General features: G+C 34.8%; 27 protein-coding genes and 1 other annotated feature. Of the genes, 12 read left to right on the forward strand and 15 right to left on the reverse strand.

Annotated features, from left to right (window positions below):
* The first annotated feature begins 114 nt into the window (after positions 1 to 114).
* Positions 115 to 1,764, forward strand: coding sequence for a neutral protease NprB (nprB, locus tag PQF83_RS23685; protein WP_000745137.1), 1,650 nt, complete (start codon positions 115 to 117; stop codon positions 1,762 to 1,764).
* A 42-nt stretch (positions 1,765 to 1,806) separates the two neighbouring features.
* Here nprB and PQF83_RS23690 read toward each other — a convergent pair whose 3' ends face one another.
* From PQF83_RS23690 to PQF83_RS23735, 10 genes are all read right to left on the reverse strand, one after another.
* Positions 1,807 to 2,124 (reverse strand): metal-sulfur cluster assembly factor, encoded by a 318-nt coding sequence (locus tag PQF83_RS23690; RefSeq protein ID WP_000082521.1) that lies wholly within the window; start codon positions 2,122 to 2,124, stop codon positions 1,807 to 1,809.
* 118 nt (positions 2,125 to 2,242) lie between these two features.
* A complete protein-coding gene (locus PQF83_RS23695) occupies positions 2,243 to 3,934 on the reverse strand; it encodes a methyl-accepting chemotaxis protein (protein ID WP_000008428.1) in 1,692 nt (563 codons plus the stop codon).
* 188 nt (positions 3,935 to 4,122) lie between these two features.
* Positions 4,123 to 5,817, reverse strand: coding sequence for a methyl-accepting chemotaxis protein (locus tag PQF83_RS23700; RefSeq protein ID WP_000878421.1), 1,695 nt, complete (start codon positions 5,815 to 5,817; stop codon positions 4,123 to 4,125).
* A 412-nt stretch (positions 5,818 to 6,229) separates the two neighbouring features.
* Positions 6,230 to 7,048, reverse strand: coding sequence for a class I SAM-dependent methyltransferase (locus PQF83_RS23705; protein ID WP_001072269.1), 819 nt, complete (start codon positions 7,046 to 7,048; stop codon positions 6,230 to 6,232).
* Positions 7,049 to 7,294: 246 nt separating this feature from the next.
* Positions 7,295 to 7,549 carry a hypothetical protein gene (locus tag PQF83_RS23710; protein ID WP_000154150.1) on the reverse strand — a complete coding sequence of 85 codons (255 nt, stop codon included), beginning with the start codon at positions 7,547 to 7,549 and terminating at the stop codon, positions 7,295 to 7,297.
* 72 nt (positions 7,550 to 7,621) lie between these two features.
* Positions 7,622 to 8,524, reverse strand: coding sequence for an EamA family transporter (locus tag PQF83_RS23715; protein WP_000410516.1), 903 nt, complete (start codon positions 8,522 to 8,524; stop codon positions 7,622 to 7,624).
* A 139-nt stretch (positions 8,525 to 8,663) separates the two neighbouring features.
* Positions 8,664 to 10,106, reverse strand: a complete 1,443-nt coding sequence (locus tag PQF83_RS23720) for a sensor histidine kinase (protein ID WP_000201972.1) — start codon at positions 10,104 to 10,106, stop codon at positions 8,664 to 8,666.
* Complete coding sequence (locus tag PQF83_RS23725; protein ID WP_000148833.1) at positions 10,084 to 10,749, reverse strand: response regulator transcription factor; 666 nt, start codon at positions 10,747 to 10,749, stop codon at positions 10,084 to 10,086. The genes PQF83_RS23720 and PQF83_RS23725 overlap by 23 nt, the downstream gene beginning before the upstream one ends.
* 364 nt (positions 10,750 to 11,113) lie before the next feature.
* A complete protein-coding gene (locus PQF83_RS23730) occupies positions 11,114 to 11,575 on the reverse strand; it encodes a L,D-transpeptidase (protein ID WP_000734937.1) in 462 nt (153 codons plus the stop codon).
* A gap of 30 nt (positions 11,576 to 11,605) precedes the next feature.
* The gene (locus PQF83_RS23735) at positions 11,606 to 12,049 is read right to left on the reverse strand and encodes a DUF3978 domain-containing protein (RefSeq protein ID WP_000388752.1); all 444 of its coding nucleotides are present in this window, start codon (positions 12,047 to 12,049) and stop codon (positions 11,606 to 11,608) included.
* Positions 12,050 to 12,453: 404 nt separating this feature from the next.
* On the opposite strand from PQF83_RS23735, the gene PQF83_RS23740 reads away from it, so the two are divergent.
* The 5 genes from PQF83_RS23740 to PQF83_RS23760 all read left to right on the forward strand — a co-directional run bounded on the left by PQF83_RS23740 (position 12,454) and on the right by PQF83_RS23760 (position 15,517).
* A complete protein-coding gene (locus PQF83_RS23740) occupies positions 12,454 to 13,068 on the forward strand; it encodes a DedA family protein (RefSeq protein ID WP_000454757.1) in 615 nt (204 codons plus the stop codon).
* Between the two features lie 198 nt (positions 13,069 to 13,266).
* Positions 13,267 to 13,488, forward strand: coding sequence for a helix-turn-helix transcriptional regulator (locus tag PQF83_RS23745; protein WP_000776167.1), 222 nt, complete (start codon positions 13,267 to 13,269; stop codon positions 13,486 to 13,488).
* A complete protein-coding gene (locus PQF83_RS23750; RefSeq protein ID WP_002163474.1) occupies positions 13,472 to 14,185 on the forward strand; it encodes a DUF3169 family protein in 714 nt (237 codons plus the stop codon). The genes PQF83_RS23745 and PQF83_RS23750 overlap by 17 nt, the downstream gene beginning before the upstream one ends.
* A gap of 42 nt (positions 14,186 to 14,227) precedes the next feature.
* Positions 14,228 to 15,280, forward strand: a complete 1,053-nt coding sequence (locus PQF83_RS23755) for a hypothetical protein (protein WP_002163475.1) — start codon at positions 14,228 to 14,230, stop codon at positions 15,278 to 15,280.
* A gap of 96 nt (positions 15,281 to 15,376) precedes the next feature.
* A complete protein-coding gene (locus PQF83_RS23760) occupies positions 15,377 to 15,517 on the forward strand; it encodes a DUF3985 family protein (protein WP_000512264.1) in 141 nt (46 codons plus the stop codon).
* 399 nt (positions 15,518 to 15,916) lie between these two features.
* On the opposite strand, the gene PQF83_RS23765 is transcribed toward PQF83_RS23760, so the two are convergent.
* Positions 15,917 to 16,303, reverse strand: coding sequence for a DUF3938 domain-containing protein (locus PQF83_RS23765; RefSeq protein WP_001077770.1), 387 nt, complete (start codon positions 16,301 to 16,303; stop codon positions 15,917 to 15,919).
* Between the two features lie 462 nt (positions 16,304 to 16,765).
* Between PQF83_RS23765 and PQF83_RS23770 the strand changes: the two genes are divergently transcribed.
* Positions 16,766 to 17,287, forward strand: a complete 522-nt coding sequence (locus PQF83_RS23770) for a GNAT family N-acetyltransferase (RefSeq protein WP_000397311.1) — start codon at positions 16,766 to 16,768, stop codon at positions 17,285 to 17,287.
* 99 nt (positions 17,288 to 17,386) lie between these two features.
* Here the strand turns inward: PQF83_RS23770 and PQF83_RS23775 are convergent, their stop codons facing one another.
* Positions 17,387 to 18,280, reverse strand: coding sequence for a YitT family protein (locus PQF83_RS23775; RefSeq protein WP_000530037.1), 894 nt, complete (start codon positions 18,278 to 18,280; stop codon positions 17,387 to 17,389).
* Positions 18,281 to 18,557: 277 nt separating this feature from the next.
* Between PQF83_RS23775 and PQF83_RS23780 the strand changes: the two genes are divergently transcribed.
* From PQF83_RS23780 to PQF83_RS23790, 3 genes are all read left to right on the forward strand, one after another.
* Positions 18,558 to 18,842 (forward strand): hypothetical protein, encoded by a 285-nt coding sequence (locus PQF83_RS23780; RefSeq protein ID WP_000394930.1) that lies wholly within the window; start codon positions 18,558 to 18,560, stop codon positions 18,840 to 18,842.
* 28 nt (positions 18,843 to 18,870) lie between these two features.
* Positions 18,871 to 19,653 (forward strand): membrane protein insertase YidC, encoded by a 783-nt coding sequence (gene yidC, locus PQF83_RS23785; RefSeq protein WP_000920535.1) that lies wholly within the window; start codon positions 18,871 to 18,873, stop codon positions 19,651 to 19,653.
* Positions 19,654 to 19,783: 130 nt separating this feature from the next.
* Positions 19,784 to 20,599 (forward strand): hypothetical protein, encoded by an 816-nt coding sequence (locus PQF83_RS23790; protein ID WP_000730857.1) that lies wholly within the window; start codon positions 19,784 to 19,786, stop codon positions 20,597 to 20,599.
* Between the two features lie 78 nt (positions 20,600 to 20,677).
* Here PQF83_RS23790 and PQF83_RS23795 read toward each other — a convergent pair whose 3' ends face one another.
* Entirely contained in the window at positions 20,678 to 20,905 is a 228-nt protein-coding gene (locus PQF83_RS23795) for a hypothetical protein (protein WP_000562238.1), read from the reverse strand.
* A 165-nt stretch (positions 20,906 to 21,070) separates the two neighbouring features.
* Positions 21,071 to 21,308: a binding site (T-box leader), on the forward strand.
* A gap of 65 nt (positions 21,309 to 21,373) precedes the next feature.
* On the opposite strand from PQF83_RS23795, the gene PQF83_RS23800 reads away from it, so the two are divergent.
* Positions 21,374 to 22,687, forward strand: coding sequence for an APC family permease (locus PQF83_RS23800; RefSeq protein WP_000546301.1), 1,314 nt, complete (start codon positions 21,374 to 21,376; stop codon positions 22,685 to 22,687).
* A gap of 124 nt (positions 22,688 to 22,811) precedes the next feature.
* On the opposite strand, the gene PQF83_RS23805 is transcribed toward PQF83_RS23800, so the two are convergent.
* Positions 22,812 to 24,026 (reverse strand): hypothetical protein, encoded by a 1,215-nt coding sequence (locus PQF83_RS23805; RefSeq protein ID WP_000788578.1) that lies wholly within the window; start codon positions 24,024 to 24,026, stop codon positions 22,812 to 22,814.
* Between the two features lie 67 nt (positions 24,027 to 24,093).
* Positions 24,094 to 24,849, reverse strand: a complete 756-nt coding sequence (locus PQF83_RS23810) for a YiiX/YebB-like N1pC/P60 family cysteine hydrolase (RefSeq protein WP_000736809.1) — start codon at positions 24,847 to 24,849, stop codon at positions 24,094 to 24,096.
* Positions 24,850 to 25,247: 398 nt separating this feature from the next.
* On the opposite strand from PQF83_RS23810, the gene PQF83_RS23815 reads away from it, so the two are divergent.
* On the forward strand, positions 25,248 to 26,432 hold the full coding sequence (locus PQF83_RS23815; RefSeq protein ID WP_113732894.1) for an MFS transporter: 1,185 nt from the start codon (positions 25,248 to 25,250) through the stop codon (positions 26,430 to 26,432).
* The last annotated feature ends 63 nt before the right edge of the window (positions 26,433 to 26,495 follow it).

Genomic DNA, 26,495 nt, shown 5'->3' on the forward strand with positions numbered 1-26,495 from the left:
TTTTGAGTAGAATTGTCAGAAAAAACTTTCTCAAATTTTAGGTAAAGGTATCCACTTGAAAACCAAGAACTGTATAAAAGTGTCAAAAATCTTTAGGGAATGGGGAATGTTATAGTGAAAAAGCAAGTCATTTCATCAGCATTAGCGTTAACTGTTATCGCCGGGGGATTTGGAACATTTGGAGCAACGACAACGAAAGCGGAAGAACAAAAAATTCAATACCATCAAGAATTTAAAACGCCTGCATACATAGGTGAAGAATGGAAAGCACCGGAAGGACTAGATAAAAAAGAAACGGTCTTTCAATATTTAGAGAGTAAGAAAGATATGTTCAAATTAGCAGGAAATATTGATAAACACTTTAATGTCGTTGGGGAAGAAAAAGATGCTGAATCCGGTACAACACACGTGAAGCTAGTTGAGAAACATAATAACATTCCTGTGTACGGTTCAGATCAAACAGTTACACTAGATAAAGAGAATAATGTAAAAGCATTCTTCGGACAAGTTATTCCGAATTTAGAGGATAAAAATATTCCTGAGTTTGCAAAGATTAGTGCAGAGCAAGCAGAAACAATTGCAAAGGCAGATATTGAAAAAGAAGTTGGTAAAGTAAAGAATTATGACGGTGTGAAAAAAGATTTATATGTGTATGAAAAAGATGGGAATTACTATCTTGCATACTTAGTGAAAGCGTCGATTTCAAAGCCAGCTCCAGGGTATTGGCATTACTTTGTTGATGCAACGAATGGAAATGTGATTGAGAAATATAACGCTGTAGATCACATTACAGGATTTGGTTACGGAGTACTAGGAGCTAGACAATCATTTGAAATTGCTCAAGATGAGAAAACAGGACAATTCAACTTGTTTGATGGTAAACGAGGACAAGGTATCCATACGTTTGATGCAGAAAATATGGATGAAAACTTGTTTAATTTATTCTCACAATGGCTTGGATATACAGGAGAAGAAGTTGAAAGTAAATCTAAGTTCTTCGAAGATAAAGCTGCAGTTGATGCGCATGTAAACGCAGGAAAAGTATATGATTACTACAAAAAGACATTTAATCGTAACTCTTTCGATGATAAAGGCGCGAAGCTTATTTCGACTGTTCACGTTGGAGAAAGCTGGAATAACGCAGCTTGGAATGGTGTACAAATGATGTATGGTGATGGCGATGGTACGACATTTATTCCATTATCTGCTGGACTAGATGTTATCGGTCACGAATTAACGCATGCTGTAACGGAACATACAGCAAATCTTGTTTATAAAAATGAGTCAGGTGCGTTAAATGAATCGTTATCTGATATTATGGGTGTCATGGTTGAGAAGAAGAGCTGGGATTTAGGTGCTGACATTTATACACCTGGAAAACCTGGTGATGCACTTCGTTCTCTGAAAGATCCAGCGTCTATTCCAAATCCATTAAAACCAGGTGAAGGTTACCCAGATCATTATAATAAACGCTACACTGGAACAGCTGATAACGGCGGCGTTCATATTAACAGTAGTATTAACAATAAAGCTGCATACTTAGTATCTGAAGGTGGGGAGCATTACGGCGTGAAAGTAACAGGAGTAGGCCGTGAAGCGACAGAAAAAATTTACTACCGTGCTCTTACGAAATATTTAACTGCAAACTCTGACTTTAAGATGATGCGTCAAGCAGCACTTCAGTCAGCTGAAGATTTATATGGTAAAAACTCTAAAGCTGTACAAGCTGTAACGAAAGCTTATGATGCAGTAGGCGTAAAATAATAAGAGAAAAAGACCTGACTAGGATGTCAGGTCTTTCTGTATTTAGTCGCGAATACCTAATGCGATTTTCGCCATACGTGACATACGTTCTTTAGACCAGGGCGGATTCCATACGACATTTACTTCTATTTCATTGACTTCAGGTACGTTCGTTGATAATACTTTTTTTACGTCTGATACAATTTGCCCAGCCATTGGACAACCGATAGAAGTCATAGTCATCGTAATGACAGCATTATTATTTTCATCTGCTGTAACGTCATAAACTAATCCAAGATTAATAATATCAACACCGAGTTCAGGGTCAATAACAGCTTCTAAGTTTGCATATAACTTTTCTTCAAATGCTTGTTGTGACATGTGTAGCACCCCCTACATATTAATGATATCGATTCTCATTATAACGGATATATACATAAAGTGCAGGAAATGAGCTCAAAAAAATATTCCTCTTGGAAGAGGAATATTTTTGGAATGGCTATTCAGTTTTAAAATGAGATACGAGTTGATCTAATTCTTCAACTGTTTGTTTCATTTGTTTAGCTGTTTGTGTCATCTCATTCATCGTAACGACTTTTTTCTCAGCAGATTGTGCTGTTGCCGCTGTTTCACTAGATACTTCAGTCGAAATAGAAGCGATGTTATTCAGTGAAGCGTTCATTTCTTCAGCACTTGCAGCCATTTCTTCAGCAGTTGCTGAGATGTCTTGCATTTGAGTAGATACTTTATTTACTTGCTCCACAATTGTTGTGAAAGAATTGCCAGCTTCACGAATGACATGAATGCCTTCAGATGCTTCCGAACGGCCTTGTGACATCATAGAGCTCGCAGTTTCAGTGTCTTGTTGAATTTGATGTAGTAATTGGTTAATATCTGTTGCAGCAGTTTTAGATTGTTCAGCAAGTTTTCTAACTTCGTCAGCTACGACAGCGAAGCCTTTTCCTTGTTCGCCAGCACGAGCTGCTTCGATAGATGCATTTAAAGCAAGTAAGTTTGTTTGTTCCGCGATGTTAGAAATAGATTGTACAGCTGTATCAATATACTTCGTGTGGGTGATTAGACGTTCGACCACTTCTGACGTAGCATTTACAGCGTCGTGTATCGTTGTCATTTGTGAAACAGATTTTTGAATAACAGTATTTCCATCGTTAGCTTGTTCAGATGTAGCTACAGCAAGTTCAGTTACAGATGTGGCAGATTCAGCAATGCGCTGAACACTTACTGCCATATCGTCCATTGCAGTTGAGCTTTCTTCCATGCTAGCGGCTTGTGATTGAATACTCTCATTTAAGTTGGACATTGTGCTTTGAACTTTTATCGTTGCCTCGCGTGATATATTCGTCTTTTCTAGCATGTTTTCAGAAGCGTTTTGTACTTCTACAGATGTTTTTTGAACACGATTAATGATATGTTGTAGGTTTTCTAACATTTTATTAAATGATGTTGCGATCGTACCAATTTCATCATTACTGTTTACTTGTAGGCGGGCTGTTAAGTCACCTTCTTGAGATGATAATTCTTTTAGTTTACTATCAATTTGTTGAATTGGTTTTACAAGTTTACCTGAGAACCACCATGCAAGAATCATAGCTACAATAATACAAATAACAAGTGATAAGAAAACAACATATTCAATTTGTAGTGAAGATTGATCAATTTTTTTAATAGATTGATCACGTAACTTAGCTTGTTCATTACTGTAATTTGTGAAGTCACCAATTACTTTATAAACAGTACCATTTTCTGCATAAGCTACTTGCAGGGCCTCTTCCCACTTTTGTTCTTTTGCAAGAGGGAAAACTTTTTCTTCAATAAATTTTCTCCAAGCCAATCCTGATTCCATTGTACTTTTCACAGATTGAGAAAGATTAGGATTTGAAAGAAGCTCATCCTTCTTATCTTCAAGAAGTTTACTCATTTCGTTAAATTTGTCAAATTCAACTTGATCATGTTGTAATAAATAACCTCTTAAAGCAGAGAGCTGTACTTGATAAGCATCCCCGCGCTCTTTTAATTGTGTTGCTAGAGGAGAAATTTCTTTTTGTAATGCTTCAGCTTGACGAGATTGATCAATGGCAAAAAATAAAATAAAAGCTAAGGCGATTCCAAATAAAGCGCAAATCGTTCCCATCATGAACATTAGTTTTTTTCGAATGCTAATAAAACTCATATAATAAAATCCTCCTTTGTGAAATCATAGTATTAGAATTAATTAATGTGAAAAATTGAAAGAAAGCTTTACTCCGTCTGGAATAAAGCTTTCTTCTTTCCTTTAGGAATTATAGCAGACGGAATGAAAGATAGAAAGAGATATTTTAAAGTGAAAAAAGAGAGATTGTAAATCTCTCTTTTTTCACTTTAAGCATTTGTTTTAAAATGAGAAACGAGAACTTCAAGTTCTTGTACAGTCGTTTTCATTTCAGATGCTTTTTTAGCAACGACACTCATTTTGTTTACTTGGTCACCAGCTGAAGTTGCTGTTTGTGATGTTTCGGCGGCAACTTCATTTGAAATAGAAGCGATGTTATTTAAAGCTGCGTTCATTTCTTCAGAACTTGCGGCCATTTCTTCAGCAGTTGCAGACACCTCCTGCATTTGTGTAGAAACTTTGTTAATGTGGTTAACAATTTCTGAGAATGAAGATCCAGCAGTACGAATGACTGTAATGCCTTCAGAAGCCTCTGATTGACCTTGCGTCATCATTTCATTTGCTATTTTTGTATCTGCTTGAATTTGATGAAGTAAATGGTTAATATCAGTTGCTGCCAGCTGAGATTGTTCAGCAAGCTTTCGTACTTCATCGGCAACAACAGCGAAGCCTTTTCCATGTTCACCAGCACGAGCCGCTTCAATGGAAGCATTTAAAGCGAGTAAATTCGTTTGTTCCGCGATATTAGAAATAGATTGAAGTGCAGTATCAATATGATTTGTATGTGTAATGAGTCGTTCTACTACTTGTGACGTAGCGTTCACAGCTTCATTAATGGTATGCATTTGTGTAATAGATTTCTCAATGACTTTATTCCCACTATCAGCTTTTTCTGAAGTAGTAACAGCTAGGCTAGCAACAGAAGAGGCGGATTCTGCAATACGCTGAACACTTGTTGCCATATCGTCCATTGCAGTTGAACTTTCTTCGATGCTGGAAACTTGTGAACGAATATTATGCTCAAGAGCATTCATAGTCTCTTCAGTTTTGGCGGTATTTTCCATAGAAGCAGTTGTTTCGATAAACACATTTTCAGATGCTTCTTTTACACTTGTTGATGTTTGTTGCACTTGTTTTATTATACGTTGTAAATTAGTGAGCATTTGATTAAAGGAATTGGCGATATCACCAATTTCATCTTTACTCGTTACATGCAATCTAGCAGTTAAATCACCATCTTGCGAAGCTAATTCTTTTAATTTCTCATCAATTTGTCGTATCGGTTTAACGAGCTTACCAGAGAACCACCATGCTAATAAAATAGATGTTATTGTACATGTAATAAGTGAGAAGAAAATAATATATTGAATAAGAGATGAAGAAGATTCTACGTCAGCAATTAATGCGTCACGTTTATCATTTTCTTCATTTGCATATTTCGTAAAACGACTTAAAAGGTCGTTTACGTAATCAGTTTGAGCTAAAGCGATTTTAGATGCTTCGTCCCATTTTCCTTCGCGAGCGAGAGGGAGGACTTCATTATCTATGACGCTTCGCCATTTTCCGCCCATTAAAATGGCTTCTTTCATTCCTTCCGAAAGTTTTTTATCACTGGTTACTTTTTCTCTCGTATCAGCTAGTTTTTTTCCTTCTCGGTTGAATTTATCCAATCCTTTTTGATCATGTGACAGTAAATATTCTTGTAAACCAGCAACTTGTGCTTGGAACCAATCGCCACGTTCTTTTAAAATGGTTGCTCTTTTGGAAACATCATTTTTTAACGTTTCAATTTCGCTCGCTTGGCTTATAGCGAATGAAAGAATAACAATAAGAGCAATGCTAAATAAAGAAGAAATGCTTAAGAGTGTGAACAGTAGTTTTTTTCGAATACTAACATATTTCATCGTTACCCCTGCCTTTTAAAAACTGTTTATTATAATTTATAAATATTTAGAGCAGAATTAATAAAAACATCATTATGAAGTTATTAATCTGTTCAATAAAAATTATAGCAGATAATGGAATATGGCAGATTGATATGAGTAAATGTTCTTAAAATGTATACATTTGTATATCAAAAAATTCATCAATAAAAATGAGAAATGCTATTGTAATTTGAAATAACATCATGTATACTTCTAATTAGTTGATAACGATTATCAGTATCAACTAAGACATTACTCTTCGTTATGTTGGTCATACCCCTTTTTGACGACGTAAGTCAGAGACGAAATGTTGAAATATCTTGTGTCCTATTCTACAGAATTATGGTAATCTCCAACCTCAACTTATATGCGTGAGCATGCAAAAAGGATCCTATCCGTGAAGGGATCCTTTTTTGCATGCTGTCGCAATTAATGTATAGAGACCCGGTACACGCTCTTCCATTCCTTCCGGTGCAGTAGAAGGGAAGACCCATCTTTGATGAGGCCCGTGTTCTTCAACTAGTTTTTCAATTTTAAAATGTTCTTCTGCAAGTGTTGTAACAATTTCTCCTAGCGTCCAGCGACGGATGGTTGTTTTAGGTAACGATTCTTTCTGCGCTTCTGTAAGAAGGATGCTATAAGCAACATCATCTTCAATCAATTCTTCATCAAAATAATTTCCATTTGCTCGAAATGATGGGTGGTCGACTCCTAATAATTTAGTATAAACAGGGTGATAGTCACGAAGGATTAGCATTCCATCTTCTTTAAGTAAAGTAGCAATTTTTTGAAAGAGCGGTTTTAAATCTAAAAAATAATGGAGTACACCGAGTTCCAGCAATACGATATCAAATGATTCGGAGAGCTGCACATGTAATACATCAGAAACGACATATTCGATAGAGACACCGGCTGCGTCCGCAAGTTCATTTGCATATTTTGCATTACTTGCTGAAATATCAACAACTGTTACGTCAGCTCCTAAAAGAGCGAGAGCAACAGCTTTATTTCCTTTTGACCCGAGTAAATTAATAATACGTTTTCCTTTCGGAGATTGTATGTAAGGTAAATAGTGATCTACCTCACGCATAGGGTCTTCTATGATTTTTTTCGCATAATCAGCTGGTGCCCCGTGACGATTCGTCCAAGCTTCATAAGCAGCTGCATTCCAGCTTTTTTCATTACGTGTGCTTAGTTGTTTTTGATTCAATTATATCACTCCTTTTGTGAACGTATAGGTATTCGGCGAGAGGGTGGGATTTCCTTTTCTTTTTGGATAAAAGTTTGATTTTTCTGTTATTACTTCGTGAAATACGTTGCCGAATAAAATTGATAATGTACAGCCACTATTTGAACGAATCGATGTAAAACAAATTGAGCGTGAGTTAGAAAAGCTATATGGAGCGGTAAAGTGAGATAGAGAAAAAGACCTTTCAAATAAATGAAAGGTCTTTTGTTATGCAGTAGGATTCTCCTTCTTATCCTTTAAGAAGAACAGCACAGCAAGGATTACGAGAATAATAGCTGCAATATCATATGTTATTTTGAATGTGGTATTAAAGTTTAAGTACTCCACCAAAGGGGTTTTGACTGCCCCAGCATATATGCAAATGGGAATGAGGAGCAAATCGTAAAATTTCTTTTCTTTCATATATCTTATTAGGAAGAAGATACACATAATGGCAAAAAAGGCTACGCTTAAAATAGTCATTTATACCTCCAAATAGATTTGAAATTATACCGAATTGTAACTTTATTTCCATTTATACGCAAGTTAATATTTTTAAGCACTATACACGCGATTACGTTTTTTTTCTTTCCTAGCTGTAAGAAGTTGAGGAGTGAAAATCCCAAGTAATATAACGATAATCCCAATCCACTGCATGAACGTTACGACTTCATGTACAAGTGTAATAGAAGCAATAATGGCTGTTGGTAATTCAGCTGCACCTAGTATTGTACCAAGTCCTGTTCCTACTTTCGGTACGCCAATCGAAAAACAAATGACAGGTACGACAACGCCGAATAATCCGAGGAAGAAAGCATATTTCCATAGGCCAGCTTGCAAAGCACCGTCTGTTAAAAAGGTTGGCGGGAAGAATAGGCATACGATAAGCGTAGCGCTTGTTGTCATAAGAAAGCTTTTCGTATAAGGCGGAACTTCTGTAGCAACACGCCCACTGGCGAAAACATAGAATGAAAAAGAGACAGCGGCTAATAGACCAAAGATCATACCTTTCGTGGAAAAGTTTTGTCCGAGACCTTCAAAGACACCGCCTGCAAACAATGTTCCAGCAAATAAAATAATGATAGATATAACTTTCTCACGGCTTGGAAATGTTCGGTTTGCAATTGCTTCAATAACGACACCAATCCATGTGAACTGGAAAAGTAGAACGACAGCGATAGATGCTGGTAGTTCTTCTACAGAAATAGCGTAGAAGATACCGGTCATACTCATCGTTGTGCCAACTGTTAGTAAGGAAAAGAATTGCTTTTTTGTTACTTTATGACGTGAAACGAAAAGAACGAGCAGGAGAAGACCAATCCATCCGAAGACATATTGTCCTCCTAATAGTTGATGTGCTGAAAATCCATTAATGAATCCGAGTTTGAAAATAGTTGAAAGTACGCCGTAGCTACAAGCTCCGAATAAAACGAGTAATGAATACTTAAATTTCTCCATGAAAATCCTCCTTTTACATAATAAAAAACGCCCGCTATCCAAATAAGGATAACGGGCGAACGAAACAGAGTCATATACTCTACAAAATTCCGCCACTCATACGAAGTATGAATTTGGGATATGAAATTGTAGTAGGTTTTTACATTGCTTTTGGGAATACAATAGAACATTTTACACCTTGAGGCGTGTTTTGTATACCATAAGGAAATTGATGTTTATCTAGTATTTGTTTTACAATGTATAACCCAAGACCACTACCTTGTACTAAGCCGTGTTTGTCAGGGTTTGCGCGATAGAATGGCTCAAATAAATGAGCAAGTTTATCCTCATCTATTTGTGAACCTGTATTTAATACTTCTAATGCGTAACCGTTTGGCTTTTCATAAAGCTTTATATATACATGCTGATGGTCAATTGTATAATGAATTGCATTTGAAATAATGTTAAAAATGGCAGTTTGAATAAATTTAGGATCAGCTAAAACTTGTACATCTTGTTTAATGTTAGATTGAACATTTAACTGCTTTACAGATACGAAATAATCTACTTTCTTCATAACATCCTCAATAATATTAGTTAATGAGATAACTTTTAAATCAGGTTTAAATTGAGGGTTTTGTATTTTGGATAATTCCGACATTTTTTCCGTTAATATGTTAATGTCTTGCATCATTTCATAGGAACGTTTTAAATATTTATCTCTATCTTTATAAGCTCCAATTCCGTGAATCATGCCATCTAGTTGTCCCATAACGGCTGCGATTGGTGTTTTTAATTCATGGGAAACCATAGACATAAATTCTTTACGAGATTGTTCTAATTGTTGTTCCTTTTTGAGTTCATTTCTTAAATCTTGATTGCTTGCATGTAAATTCTTCACTATATTTGGTATTTGTGAAGCAGCTACTTGTAAATTAAAATCTGTTTGATCCGTATTTTTGTTGAGTAGCTTTTTATCTGAGAAATCAAGATTCATAATATCTTTTAAAGCATCACTCATATATTGAAAAGGTTTAGCAATTAGTTTTGCATAAATTAAAGATCCGAGCAGAGAGAGTGCAAGCATTGTTGCGCCAATATGTGGAGCTAATTGCTGCAGTACATCTGTTAATTTTGGATTATCTTGTGCATCATTTGCTTTACTTGCTGCATTTTGTTTATGTAAGGCATCATTAGTAGCGACTTGCTTTTCCATTTCTGTAGATGGAGCAGAAGCGCTATTTTCCCCCGAAATATTTTGAGTATGTTCTTTTGCTTTTGCAGTTTGGCTAGGCTGCAAAAGGTGATTGATAGCTGTAGAGAGAGAATTATAATCTATAATAGCAGATTGGAAATTAAACATGTCCCCCTGTGATACAGCTTTATTTTGATTCGTTTTACTTTGGTCGTTTTGTTTATCTGAATCCGCTTGTTCTGTAGTATGCGTTCCATTTTCTTTCGCAAAACGTTCTTTATCGTAGTTTGAAGCTAAGAAGTAAATAACTTGATAAAGACAAAGTGATAAAAGAATACAAAATAATAAGGTTTTGATGAAAATATTTTTGGTGATGTTGTCTTTGCTACGATTCGATTTTGTAGCCAATGCCTTTCACCGTTTTAATATAAGGAATTCCTAATTTTTTTCGTAAGTTTTTAATATGTGTATCTATAACTCTTACATCACCATAATGTTCATAGCCCCATACCTTATTCAACAAATCACTTCTTGATAATACTTTTCCTCGATTTTGCAGTAAAGTATAAATAATTTCAAATTCTTTTGTTGTCAATTCAATTTGATTACCATGAACATAAGCGGCGTATGCTGTAGAATTTAACATCAATTCATGGAATTGTAGTATAGTCGCAGCTTCGGCTTCCTTCGTTGCTGCCCTTCTTAATACAGCTTCTACACGTTTAATAAATACGGTGTAATGGAACGGTTTCGTAATATAGTCATCAATACCTAATTCAAATCCTTTAATTTCACTTTCTTCATTATGTAAGCCTGTTAACATAATGATTGGTACATCAGATTGTCCTCGCATAATTTTACAAATACTATAGCCATCTATATCTGGTAACATCACATCAAGGAGGACAAGATCGTATGAATTTTTTTGGAAAAGGAGTATACCTTCTGTCCCAGCACCAACGACATCAACAGTAAAGTTTTGTGCCATTAGAAATTCACGAATTAGTTCTTGTATATCTGGGTTGTCTTCAATCACCAGTATATGCGTCATAGTAACACCTCCTAAATAACGCTTTTTACTGCAATATTCGAATTCATCATTTCTTCGATGACTCAGATTGTTTATACATATAATAAGCCCCTGCCATAAAATAATCATGAAAGTAGCAAGGGGAGTTGTTTAGTGAAACTGAATATTTAAGAATTACAGTAATTCTATTATAGTATGTATTATAAAATTTATAAAATATTATAACTGTATAATTTTAATATCCATGTTTATCAATGTTTGGATGTTACCTAACACAATCTATTCCTATTATATATGTAAATACAGTTGTTTTGCTACTGTAAATGAAGAAATAAAATAAGCCAAGACATAAAATTCTTGGCTACACGTAAATCGCGCTTTGAGGTTATTTTACAGTGACAGTAGCTTGCTGGGGAATACGCTCAAATAACCAGTGTATATCATTGTTATACATACGAATACAACCTAGTGTTGTCCACTTACCAATTGCCTGGTTATTGTTCGTACCATGAATCGCATAAGTTGTTCCGTAAGTTCCTGCCATGTTTAGTCCGAGCCAACGGTCACCAAGCGGATTACGTGGATCGCCGCCTTTAATTTTGCCTGTGTAATAAGGACGATTTTTAATTTTATTTACGATTTGGAAAGTACCTTTAGGTGTAGGAGTAGATGCTTTTCCAGTAGCGACAGTAAAACTTTTTATGAATTTTCCGTTTTGATAATAATCCATTTTATTTAACTGTGTGTTTACAATCAGTTGATCTTTCGTTGTAGCTGCCTCAGCATTTGTGAATGGAATAGTTAAAAATCCTAATGATAATAGTGCGCCTAATAATAGTTTTTTCATTATTTTCTCCTTTTTACTATTGTAATAGTCTTACATACAATGAATTTGCAATCCTCGTAATACTTTATTTACATTTTCATCTAATGTTTCAAAGAAAGTAGTAATTTTGGCATTGTGTTTGTTGTTTTTATCAATAAGTAATCTTTCATTTAATAAAAGTTCGCCATGTAGTCCAAAACTTTGAACTTGAATATTTAATTCATCTTCCGTTTCAGAAATAATTGGTAAGAAGTAGTGAAAAGCTTTCGTTGGAATGATGTAGCTTTTGCCAATCATGCTTTCTTGATTTGAATTAATCCATTTTTTCGTAACAATCTTAATGTTCTTTTTTGAAACGATAAAAGACAGTGTTGTAGACTTTGTTAAACTTACGTCAAATTCATTTGTTTCACATATGTGTAAATTAAAAACGGTTTCATTTTGGTGAGATTCAACATTTGTATTAATAAAATCGTGCATCTTATAAGCTTCCATTTCGTATTCACCCTTTTTTCAATTTCGAAAAGCGATTAATATTTATTCAAATTAATGTTTAGTCATATATTAGTTAAATTTTTAAACAAATTCCGATATAATCTTACAATACGTATATGAAGCTAATATGAAGTTCGTATGAGTTTGTAGTGGTTTTTTATTAAGAACAAAATATAACGATTTTTAAGTGTTAAAAAATGGATAAAAAATGCATATTAAGGCCTTGGTTTCTCACGTTATATACTTGTTAAGTTGTCTGAAAATGAAAGTAAATAAAGAACGGAAAAGTTTAGTGAGAGCCTTACAAAAATGTAATAAAAATGTAAGCTATTGTGATAGTTATTTCGACAATTTTTTTATACAATATTAGTAAGAAGTTGCACGTGATTGAAAGGAGAGATGACATGGAATGGATTCATGAATTATTTCAGCAATACGGGTACTATGTTGTACTTGTTGGTTTGCTGTTAGAATATATTGCACTTCCGTTTCCGGGAGAGCCAACGTTAGCATATGCGGGATTTTTAGCACATAAGGGTGATTTAAGTTTACCGATTTTAATTATCCTATCCTTCATTGGGACAAGTGTAGGAATGACGATCCAATACTTTTTAGGAAATAAATTAGGAATGCCCTTTGTTCAAAAGTATGGGAAATACGTATTTTTAACACAAAGAAAAATCGACTTAACAAGAATGTGGTTTGATAAGTATGGATACTTCTTGATTTTTATCGGTTTCTTTATTCCTGGTGTACGTCACTTTACAGGATACTTTGCGGGAATTATTAACTTACCGTTCCGCCGTTTTGCAATTACAATTTACTCAGGTGCTCTATTTTGGGTATCATTCTTCTTAATCGGTGGTTACTGGCTAGGTGGCAATTTACATGATATTTTTGGAGCGCTAGAAGGTCATATCGGTAAAATTATTTTTGGAGTGATTGCGATTGTAGCAATTACGTTAGGAGTTCGTTTCCGTAAACAGTTAAAACGAGCATTATTACAAAACGCAAGTTAATATGGAATCCATTCTATGTCAGAATTTAGGAAGGCAGTGCAGATGCACTGCCTTTTTTATTTTAATAAGTTTTTGTTTACCTGTTTAAAAATTTATAGATTATATTGTCAATTATTAACGTCAAAATGACAATTATAATTGACAAAAATAAGGATATTATTTACAATTTTAATTAAATAAATGAAAAAGAGGGAAGATATGAAGCTTCAAAATCGAGTGAGGGAATTGCGAGCAAAGCATCGTTTATCACAAGGGGATTTGGGGAAAGCGATTGGATCATCGCGGCAAACGATTAGTTTAATTGAGCGCGGGGATTATGCACCATCTATCGTATTGTCGTTAAAAATCGCACAAATTTTCAATGTACCGGTGGAGGAAATATTTACGTTAGTGGAGGGGGAAGATGATGGTGAAGGGTAAAGTAAAGGGGAAAATGTTGGCTATACTGAAGCTGTTAGCAGGAGTGATATGTGGCGGGTTCATAGGGTATGTAGTAGGGGATAGTGCAACAGAGGGAACTAGTAAAATATCCCCTGTTATTAGCATTGGCATGATGAGTTTATTTGGCGTAATAGCTATATATTATATTTGGAAGCGTACAAGAGTACTCGCACAAACGAAAGATGAAGAAGAAAATGTTAAGGGACGAAGGTTAGGGATAGTGCTTATTTATTTTCGAGTAATGGAAATTATTATTCCATCATGGTTTGTTTGCTCAGTTATTGCGTTTTATAGAACGTATACAAAAGAAGGGAGCTTGCTCTTTGTTAGTGTAAGTATTGTGGTATCTACAGTGTGCTTTATTGCTATAACTTGGTTAGGGTCTGTAATGAGGAAAAGGTATAACGCTTTATATCCAGAACAGAGTGTTACGTATTCTCAGTCAATGGAAATGTGGGCAAAGAATGCAGATGAAGGACAAAAACAAATTGTTCATGAGGCGGGATATAAGGCATATCAATATACAAATATGACACTTGCCTGTGCATGGTTAGTGGCAATTGCGTATGTACTTTTAGATGGGAAAGATTATTTTATGGTCATTATGATTTCGTTCGTTTGGGTTTTACATGTTGGAACATATATGTACGAAATGCATAGAAAAATGATTTATTAAGGGGAGAAAAAGGTGGATATTTTAAGAAGGCCAGCTGGTACTATGACGGCGGCGTTAGTTTTGTCCATTTTATACGGAGTAATCCGAACTGGGAAATTAGAAGTAATTTTGAATCTATGGGCAATAGTTGGAATTTCATTGTTAGTATTAGCCATTCATGAGCTAGGGCATGTAGCATTCGGTGTAATAGGTGGTTTGAATTTTAAATTTATGACAGTAGGACCCATTACTGTTCAAAAAGAGAAGGGGAAAGTACGCATTCGAGAAAATAAATTATGGGCGTACTTTGGAGGCGTTGCAACACTAGTACCACCTTCTATAGAGACACCGAACCTTTCGAAAAAGTGGGCATGGCTTACTTTAGGTGGACCGATTACGAGTTTACTATTTGGTATTACTTCAGGTTATATATATATGGTGAGTTATTATCAATATCTTTTATATTTTTCCTTTTTCCATTTTGCAATCTTTGCGGTTACAATTGTGCCGATAAAAGGAACGCTTATGAGTGATGGGATGCAATTTCTTATTTTAATTAAAGATGATGAAAGAGCTAGAAATCATTTATATGAGATTCAAATATCGAGTGAGTTATTTAGTTATAAAAGACCGAGAGATTGGGATGAAAGATTGGTAGAACTGAGTGAGGAAAAAATAAAAGAGAATAAAGGGATAAGAGAGATAATGAGTAGACTTATGCTCGTCTTTTTGGCTCGTGCGGATCAAGAGGGAATGGAAAGAGCCGTACCGTATATAAAACAAATTGTTCAACTACCTGTAACGAAAGAAAATAAGTTTTTCGTTAGTAGTTTTCATAGTTGGTACCTTTTATATAAAGCCCTTTATGAGATGGATAGTCTTTCTTTAGAAGAAGCGAGGGAACATGGGAAGGCTATTACAAAAATGGACCTAAACGGATATTATCGCACACAAGGAATTATTAAATATTTAGAGGGCGATATGGAAGCATCTCGTACTTATATGAGGAAAGCTGATAAAGAATTGAAGAGCGCTGAGAAGAGTGGAATGGGATATTTACAATTAGAGAGAGAATGGTTTGAGCAGCTAAAGAAGAGGGTATCTTACGATGGGTGAGGTAACCTCTTTTTTCTATGTCTTCTTATGCCGTTCCATAAAAAGTGTGGGGCGAGTAAAATAAGATAAGAAGAGCAAAGCTTGGAGGAATTCTAGATGGGAATTTTAACGATTATTTTAATCGTCTTGCTCATTTATGTTGTTTTTAAAGTGGCATATGTAGCATTAAAAATACTCGCGATCTTATTAATTATCTTTTTAATCGTAGAGTTCGGCAGTAAATTGCTTGGGGGATAGGGTATGTTGAGCGTCTTGATTGTCGAAGAATGTCGGTAAGTCGATATCCTATGTCGAACCGCCGATATAATGAAAAAATCGCCGATAAAAGTGGAGAAATCGTCGATATATTTGAAAAATCGCTGATATAATCTGGTTGGTACTGGATGGGGTATATGGAAAAGAAGTTGCCGTGAGGGTAACTTCTTTTTATTGTAGTGGCGGGGTATAGAGTATAAATAGATTGCCGAGAATTGTCGGTAAGTCGATATCCTGTGTCGAACCGTCGATATAATGAAAAAATCGCTGATATAAGTGGAGAAATCGTCGATATATTTGAAAAATCGCTGATATAATCTGGTAAATACCAATCAGGGTATGCAAACCAACATAAAAAAAGCTGGAAGAATCTCTTCCAGCTTACGAGTTACTTTCAATTTGGCGACCGTTTTCTTCTTCGTTGTCTTGTAATAGGTTGAATACATCTGCTAGACAGAAGGCAATGAACCAAGTCCATAGACCGTGGAAGAAAGCTGAGCTTAATTGAAGTGGTAATGTATAGTTAGTCATTGAGTAGGAAATACATCCGCCGACAATTCCGATCATTGTTAATAACATTGTTTTTTGCGCATTTTCTTCTGGATTAAAGAGGAAGAAAATGTATCCACCTAAAATTGAAGCGCTTACAAGTGTTTCGATTCCATTAAAAATGATATTCTCTCCAAGCTGAGTGTTTGTCCAGAAGCAGATTGTTCCGCCGATAATAGCAAACAGGACAGCTATTGTATATCGTATATATTGATTCATATGTTCATCTCCTTATGTAATAAGATGATTTGGAAGTCAAAAAGGTAGGTATAGTATATTGAAGTGAGTTTTAATTGTACGTATCTTTTTATAAAAAGATCATTGAAGAGTAACTAAGATGATCGGTTATTTAAACCGTTACGTGTATGGTGTCTGAAATATACCTGACTGCTCGTTTCTTTTTGTTTGTAAAATATGAGAAACTTCCAAGTCTATATACTCTTTTTTTGTGAGTCTGTTTTCATTATAACATATTTAGAGACATAATAATAGAATTATCTGATTTTGTAATAAGTGTAAAAAATAAAAAACGCAAGGAAATACCATTAACGGTGCGGTTTAGTAGAAGAAGGAGTTTCATTTATTTTGATGAAATATGTAATCAAGGTGAGATCTAAGTAGACTTAAATATGATAAAAAATGTTTTATGGCATGCATGTAATGTAAGGGAGGAGAGCTAACTTGGAGTTCACAACAGAAAGATTAATAATTAGGCCTTTTAAAAGTACTGATTTACAGGATGTATTTGCTATTTATAATAGTGAGGATACATGTAAGTTCCTATTACATAATAAGTGGACTTATGAAGACATGCAGGAAAGATTTAATAAGAAGCTAGCAAACAATGCACTTACTAAAGACTCAATATTAAGTTTGGCGGTTATATACAAAACTAAGGTAGTTGGTGATTTATCCGTATGGTACACAAATATGAAAGACACTGTTGAGATTGGTTATAGTTTTTCAAATGAAGTAACTGGGAGAGGTTTGGCAACAGAAGCAGTAAGTCGTTTGGTATTTAAATTATTTCATGAATGTAATGTACACCGTATACAAGCTAATCTTGATGCACGAAATACAGCTTCACAAAAATTGTGTGAACGAATAGGCATGAGAAAGGAAGCACATTTCATACAAGATTTCTGGAATAAAGATGAATGGACAGACAGTATTGTATATGGAATGCTATCCTCCGATTTGTAGTAATAAACGTAGTGATTGTATTATGCTAAAAGGTGCGTGAGTGGAATAACAAAGGGCATCACATATAATATGTGATGCCCTTTCATGTATTGACCTTTTTTATATGCGTTTGAAACGGCCGACAATTTCAACTGTTTCAGTAATGTTCATAAATGCTTTGTTATCCACTTGACGGATAATACGTTTCATTTCGCCTAACTCATAGCGAGTCACGACAGTGTAAATCATTTTTTTCTTATGGTTTGTATAGCCGCCGACAGCATCTACCATTGTCACGCCACGTATGCCGTGATGTAGTAGGGCGCTTTTTATTTCCTCGCCTTTTTCTGTAATTGTCATTATCGTTAATTTAATATGTTTCGTATGCACAGCATCGATCACTTTGCTGACTACAAATCGACTAATTAACGTATAAAGTGTAATATCCCATCCGAAAATAAATCCTGCTACAACAAGTAAGATTAAGTTGAATACAAATATGATTGCTCCAATTGAAACATCTCGATATTTCGCTACAATCAATCCAACAACATCAAAACCACCTGTTGAAGAAGCAAATCGGAATATGATTCCTGAGGCTGCTCCGCAGATTACACCGCCGAATACAGAAGATAGTAAAATATCGTCTGAAACTTGGTGTACAGGGATAATGTTCATCGCTAACGATGATACAGCTACAAAGTACGCTGTTAAAAAGGTTGTCTTCTTGCCTAAGTAAAAGTGACTTAAAATAAGAAGAGGAATGTTTAGTAAAAAGATAAGTGCACCGATATTGTAGTGCATTAAATAACCGATAATCATCCCTACTCCAGCGAATCCACCGCTAATCATGTTATGCGGGATAAAGAACATATTCATAGAAATTGCATACAAAATAGAAGCTACGAAAATAACAACCAACTGTATGATAAATTCTAAGTGAAATGTTTTAGCTGCTGGGAAGGATAAAAAGGCGGTGTCGGGAACGTAATCGGCGTCTCCTAGTTGACCCATAGTATGTTTCATCTCCATATTCATTTTTGATTACAAGAAGAGAATAAAGGTTTTTTCAAAAACTGGCAATAGTTTTATTATAATGCAAAAATTTTATAAATTTCTAATAAATCAAGCCTATTCATTGATGTGTGTGAATATACTAAAGAAAGCGAATACAATGTTTCTCAATTATTATTTTCTTGAGAAAATATGCAAAATACTTTTTTTGACGATAAAAGGAAATAGAGAATGTTTGCCGAATGTGCTAAAATGACCTTATTAAGGATGTGAAGCGATGGAATTTTTATTGCAGGATGCAATTCTATATATATCGTTTGTAACGACAGCACTTTGTTTATTAGAAGTTTTCTTCCTTGCTAACGTTTCTCGCTTTGTGCGTCAGCAAGCATCGAGCGGTAGACAAAGAGCATTTGCGTTAGTTGATACATGTGAAGATAGTGCGGGGAATGTACCGCTATTTTCTATTTTTTATAAATATGGAATGATTCGTTCTGTACGCAGACAAGAATCAAGTGAAGAGAATGACGAGGTCGGTCCGTATACACCAATGTTTCGCTAAATAATTACGAAACATTGGAGGAATGAACATGTTAAAATCATACCGAGCTGTGCTCGTTAGTTTATCATTATTACTTGTTTTTGTTTTATCTGGTTGCAGTAATGCAGCACCAATTGATGCACATAGTACGGGAATTTGGGATCATTATTTTGTATATCCAATCTCGTTTATGATTCAATTTGTTGCTCATCATATACCGGGAGCTAGCTTTGGGATTGCTATCATTATTATGACGCTCGTTATTCGTTCAGCAATGATTCCATTAGCTGTTTCGCAATATCGTAGCCAAGCGAAAATGAAGAAAATGCAACCTGAATTGCAGAAGTTAAAGCAGAAATACGGTGATGTAAGCAAAGATCTAGAAAAACAAAAACAGTATCAAAAAGAAATGTCAGAACTAATGAAATCAGGCGGTTGGAATCCACTTGCTGGTTGTTGGCCAATCTTTATACAAATGCCGATTTTCTCTGCTTTGTATTATGCGATTAGCCGAACAGAAGAGATTCGTACATCTTCGTTTTTATGGGTGAACTTAGGACATGCAGATCCTTATCATATATTACCGATTATTGCAGCATTAACGACATTTATTCAAATGAAGGTTTTCCAATCGAATATTACACCTGGAGAACAAGTACAAATGCTAAAGATGCAGCAAATTATGATGCCGGCAATGATTTTATTTATGGGATTTGCGGCACCATCAGGTCTTGTGTTGTACTGGATAACAGGTAACTTATTTACAATGACACAAACAATCGTATTAAGAAAAATAATGGAACGTGAAGAATTACAATTACAAAAAGCTTAGAAAAACACCGCTCGGGATGAGCGGTGTTTTTTTTGTTAAGTCGTTAAGGAAATGTTAAGAAACCAACATTACTATAGGCGTTGTATACGAAAGTGTACATGCATTAGAAATATGAAGGAGGAAATTTCCTATGAAGAAGAAAACAGTTGGGTATTTAGCGATTGCAGGTGCTTTATCATTCGGAATCATTGGAGGAGTCGGTATTCCGGCATTCGCGGCAACGAATACTCCAGCAGTGGATCAGTCTGCAAAAACGGCGAAAAAAGATTTAGATGATGCTACAAAACAAAAAGTAAAAACAATTATGGACGATACAAAGAAACAGTTGGAGGAGTTAGGTGTAAAGCTTCCAGAGAAAGAAAAACGTAAAGAAATGTTTGCGGGATTAGATGATCAAACGAAAGAAAAAGCGAAATCAATTTTAGAGCAAGAAAAGTCTGGTAAATTAACACGTGAACAAGCACAAGAGGAGTTAACAAAATTAGGCGTGAAGTTGCCGGAAAAGGGTAAACACAAAGAAATGTTTGCGGGATTAGACGAAGCAACAAAAGAAAAAGCGAAATCCATTTTAGAGCAAGAGAAATCCGGTAAATTAACACGTGAACAAGCGCAAGAAGAATTAACGAAATTAGGCGTGAAAATGCCGGAGAAGGGTAAGCGTAAAGACATGCTTGCTAACTTAGATGAACAGGCGAAAGAAAAAGTGAAGTCAATTTTTGAACAAGAAAAGTCCGGCAAATTAACGCATGAGCAAGCAAAAGAAGAATTAACGAAGTTAGGCGTGAAACTCCCAGAGAAAGAGAAGCATGAAGATATCTTTGCGGGATTAGATGAGGCAACAAAAACAAAGGCAAAAGAGATTTTAGACAATGAAAAGAAACAATTAGAGGCATTGAATGTTGATTTACCGCACCATAAGTTTTTTATGAACAAAGAAAATAAATAATCGAATTATGTATCTTTCGTGTGGGCAACCGGAAGGTACGTGCGAGGACCGATTTCTGTCAGCAGAAATCGGTCCCTTTTAATGATTTAATAAAATTTTTTTCATAGTTAGTATGTATCCAAAGACGCAGTAGAAGATTGCAAAACCGATAAATACTTCTGTATATTGATATTTACCTAATACATAGAAGGAAACAGCCGGTATAATAGCTACCGCTAAAATGCTATAACCAGGATATTTGTGCCGATGCATGATAGCGAATAGAACAGAAAGAAATGTAGCGATGATACAAAAAACAGCAATCATTATTGATACACCTCCTGTATGGATTATACCATTTTTAGGTAATTAGAGAAGTGGCGTAACTTCTGTTATAATATAAGAAGAGAAAAATTTCGTATGTTATATAAAAAATATATTGATTTTTTCTAACAATTCAATATAATGAACAATAACTACAAAATTCGACATCAAGAAGTGATGATGAGGACACGATCAATTTTTTACGATTCTCAGAGAGGGAAGCCTTTGGCTGTGAGCTTCCTAATACGAAAAAATAGATTACCACCTCTGAACTGCAGCAGTGAACGAACATTTAGTAATTGCTTGCCGGCAAAAACCGTTATTTTAGACTTGAGAAATTGGTGAAGTGTGTTACTTTGCGAATTGAAACAAGGGTGGAACCACGAATATAACACTCGTCCCTTTTTTAGGGAGGAGTGTTTTTTTATTTCATTTTTGCATCACACTAGAATTGGAAGGAGGATACGAAGCATGCATCATGATGAGAAGAACAAAATTGGTTTAACGGTAGCACTTTCTATCGTAGTAGGAACGATTATTGGGTCTGGTGTGTTTATGAAACCAGGGAGCGTATTAGATTACTCGGGGAGTTCTAATATGGCGATTCTTGCTTGGATAATTGGTGGTCTGTTGACGTTAGCAAGCGGTTTAACAGTAGCTGAAATAGGAGCGCAAATCCCGAAAAATGGTGGGTTGTATACGTATTTAGAGGAGATTTATGGAAGTTTTTGGGGATATTTATCAGGCTGGATGCAAACAATTGTTTATGGGCCAGCTATTATTGGAACATTAGGGCTATACTTTAGTTCTTTAATGATTAATTTTTTCTATTTAGATAAAGTATGGAATTTACCAATCGCAATTGGAACAGTTGTGTTCCTTGGCGTTGTAAATAGTATGGGAACAAAATACGGAGGTATCGTTCAAACGATCACGACAATCGGGAAGATGATTCCAATCGTATTAATTGTTGTGTTAGGTTTTTGGAAAGGGAATAGCGATATCTTTAACGTAGTTGTGCCGATATCAGAAAATCAAAGTATCGGGATGGCAATTTTAGCAACGTTATTTGCTTATGACGGTTGGATTTTACTTGCTTCGATTGGTGGAGAAATGAAGAATCCAACAAAGCTATTACCGAAAGCAATGACAGTTGGGATTTTAATTGTAACAGCTGCTTACGTATTAATTAATTTGGCGTTATTGAATGTATTACCAGCAACGCAAATTGTAGAACTTGGAGAAAATGCAACAGCGACAGCTGCAGGAATGCTACTTGGAGAATATGGTGGGAAAATTATTAGTATCGGTATTATCGTTTCTATTTTCGGTTGTTTAAATGGAAAGATTTTAACGTTCCCACGTATCCCGATGTCGATGGCAGAACGTGGACAACTTCCATTTGCTAAGTTTATTGCGAAGGAAAGTCCAAGATTTAAAACACCAGCAAATGCGATTACTGTTGAAATCATTTTAGGAATTATTTTAATGATTATTAGCGATCCGAATAAGCTATCTGAGATTTCCGTATTCATTATTTATATTTTCTATGTAATGACGTTTATCGGTGTCTTCATTTTAAGAAAACGTAATAAAAATAAAGAGCGTGCATACAGTGTACCGTTATTCCCAATCGTCCCAATCGTTGCGATTTTGGGCTCACTCTTTGTAATCGGTAGTGCGATTATTAACGATCCACTAAGTTGTTTCTTATCAATTGGAATTGTCTTTACGGGACTGCCGGTATATTGGTATTTAAATAAGAAGAATAAAACTGCTGTTTAATAATTAGAAAACAGGCGTATCATACGCCTGTTTTTTATGTGAAAAAATTTGAAAGTATAAAATTAGAATTATGGGGAATTACATTACCCTATTTTATAACCTAGAAACAGGTAATTAAGTATAGTTAATTACCTGTTTTGGGTAGTAACATTTTAAAGTCATAAGCATAAACTTTCTTTCCGCCTTTCACGGTGGCGAGTATAGATTCTATACCTTGTATTTCTTGTTCGGATACTTTTCTTCCGTTTGTTAAGTTGTATCTTTCTATATAGTATTTATTATTGCGCTTTGCATCATAACGTAGAACATATAATGAGTCGTTTTCGAAATAAGTTTGTTCATTATATCTAACGCCATCTTTAACATGGTAATCTATGGTGAATTTATGGCTCATCGTATTATTTTTAGGGTTATATGTATATATATCACCAAGACCGTTTAAAAAATATAATTCGTTGTTATATATATATGCGGAATTATCTAATGAAAATGGGCTGGTTGCAGTTGAGTTTTCTTCTTTATACATAAATATTGTATTTTGTTCTAAAGTGGCTTTATTAGTACGTAACAAGAATGTTTCCCCTTTTAGCGGATCATCCTTATCAATTGTACTCATAACCATGTAGTAATTCTCTGAATCTACTAAAATAGGTGAAAGATTAGCATGGTCCTCTTTTCCATTTATATTAAGCGCTGTAATATTCTCTATATTCATTGTTGCATCATTAAACGTTAATTTTTTTAATTCGTATTTATTAGTAACTAATTCTTGAGTGGCTACTAAAATATTTTCCCCATCTAATCCAGAGCTAATAATGAAATGAGGGATATTGCTTTTATGAATAACTTTTTCATTTCCGAATAAAACATTTGAATTATAGTTCCCGTTCTCTTTGTCCATTCCTGAATTGTAAATAGTAACAAATATCTTTTGGTTTGCTAAATATCCATTAAAATCACCGGTATGTTGGTATTTTATTTTATGAGTAGTAGGATTTTCTCCTAGAAATGTTATAGTATTTTTACTCTCTAATAGAACTTGTTTTTTATCGTCGGATACACCAATACCGCCGAGCTCTAGACCACCCATTTTATATCCGCTAGCAACGCCTTGTTTATTTATAAATATGGCATAACTAATGCCTTTACCATCTAAATCTTGATCGGCAGTGGATGAGAAGTAAAGCACAGCCTTTTTATCATCTAAAAAATTTTTATTTTGTATTTCTTTATCTGATATTAAGTTTGCATTCTTATCTTTTATACATAAATAGTAAGCTAATACTGCAATCGTTATAATAATCGTAAAAAATAGAATTATTTTCCGGTGATTTTTCATTTTCACTTCTGCTCCTCAAATAACCAAAAAGTGAAACAAATAAATTGTTTCACTTTCAGTTTTAAAATTATATATTACGAATTAACGATGTTTTTTGCGCATCTCTAACATCTCGAGGATATACACCTGCTCCACCATCTTTATCTAAATCTAAACCACCATGTAATTTATAAGCAGACCATATCAATTTAGAACAATTCTTCGCGCCATAATGGCTAGTATTTCTATTGTTTGCGAAATTATAAGAATAGTCATCCTTTCCTACACGATCTTTCGCCCACCAAGCTGCGTCATTTTTATTTTGCCAAGAAGTATTTACAGATTTGACAACTGCATCACCTTTATCAACTAAGCGTTTATTAGTAGCAATTGTGCGCACACCTTTGTCTGGTACAGATTCAACAATCAAGTCTTTACTATAGTACATACCGACATGTCCGTGATTCATATAAGCAGTTGTAGATCCAGTATAATAAAAGTCGCCCATATTAGAATTTCCTACTTTTACATTTCCGCCGCTAGCACCATATTGAACATTAGTAGTATCTTTATTATTTCGTTGAGTAGCTTCTCGTTCTCCTTGTTCATGATTTGCTTTTAATTCTTTATAAATTTGTTCTGCTAAAGCTTCTTTTGTATTGCCCGTATTTTTTGCAACTTCAATAATATCTGAAATTAACTCTTCTGTACTTACGTCTGGCTGCAATTTCTTAATCTCATTTAAATACGGAAGTTCGTTACTTGCTGCGAAAGATGATGTAGGCACAAGCCCAGCTGAAGCTAAAATACTTGCTGTCAAAGTTAGTGCAGTTAATTTTTTCATTTCTTTTCCCCCTAAGTTTTTTGATATTCCAAACTATTGTGTGTTTGTAAAGTATAGTATTTACTCTACAAGAAAATAATAATTTTTCTGTAATTTTAATACAAGTCTAGTAAAGAAAAATCTTATTTGGTACAATTCGTTTGTAAATAATAGGAAATTTAATCAAGTTTATTATAAATTAAATTTATATATATAAATTTAATAATAAATGTTGTTTTTTATTAATATTTCTTAGTTTGATTACAAATTGGATAGAAGTAGTGATAATTTTTCAGATAAGGATCTTTATTTAAATGTTGGAGATATATCATAAGAGGGGAGTTTCTTATGATAAAAAATTGTACTTGCTTCCGCTTTCTTTTTTGGTTACTATAATCGTAGTAACCAAAAAAGAAAGCGTGGGGAAAGACTTGAATTTTCGTGTGTATATTTTAGCTATCGCGGCTTTCGTAGTCGGAACGGTTGAGCTAATTATAGGAGGAACGCTCGATTTAGTTGCCAACGATTTAGGTGTATCTATTAGTGCAGCTGGTCAGCTTATCACAATATTTTCAGTAGTATTTGCTTTATCAGGTCCTGTTTTACTAGCTTTAACAGGGAAATTTGAAAGAAAAACATTGTATGTTGGGGCATTATCAATTTTCTTAATCGGAAATATTATTTCAGCATTTAGTGTGAATTACGGGATGTTAATGTTCTCAAGGGTGATTTGTGCGGCGAGTGGTTCGCTTATTATTGCACTGTCAGTAACACTTGCTTCTAGCGTTGTAGAACCGCATTTTCGTGCGCGTGCAATTGGAATCATTTTCATGGGGATTAGTGGGTCACTTGTACTTGGAGTACCGCTTGGCCTTGTACTCGGAAATGCATACGGATGGCGTGCACCATTTGTACTCATTTCGATCTTAACAGTTATAGCAATCGCTTGTATTTCATTATTCTTAACGAAAGTACCACCGACATCGGTATTATCAATAAGAGAGCAGATTGCTACGTTAAAAGATAAAAAAATCGTCAGTGCACAGTTAACGTCATTCTTATTTTTAACGGGTCATTTAACACTATATGCATATTTAACACCATTTTTAAAAGATGTTATGCATGTGGAAGCGAATTGGATTAGTGTATTTTACTTCATCTTCGGAATCGCAGCAGTAATTGGGGGCGGCTTCGGAGGTTGGCTTGCTGATAAATGGGGATCGAAGAAAAGTATTATTTCAATTATTATCGTATTTGCGTGTGCGATCTTCCTATTGCCGATGATGACATTCTCATTCCCGCTGTTCATTATTATGATGGGACTTTGGAGTATGCTGAGCTGGGCTATTTCGCCAGCACAACAAAATTATTTAATTGAAATTGCACCGGAATCAGCTGGTATTCAGCAAAGTTTAAATAACTCTGCTCTTCACTTAGGAATTGCGCTCGGTTCAACAGTAGGCGGAGTTGTTATTGAGAAATCATCTGTTATATATAATGCTTGGGTAGGAGGCGGCTTTATTATATTAGCGCTGCTTTGTGCAATTTTCTCGATTACGAGAGGACGTTCTACTCAGTTTGCAAAAGAAGAATCTATCGTTTGATAGGTTCTTTTTATTTGTAAAAAATGGAAGGGTTTGGTGGGTAAATGGAGAAAGGTGTATATA

The organism is Bacillus sp. FF-1, from assembly GCF_028548245.1.
In the GTDB taxonomy this organism is placed as follows: Bacteria; Bacillota; Bacilli; order Bacillales; family Bacillaceae_G; genus Bacillus_A; species Bacillus_A paranthracis.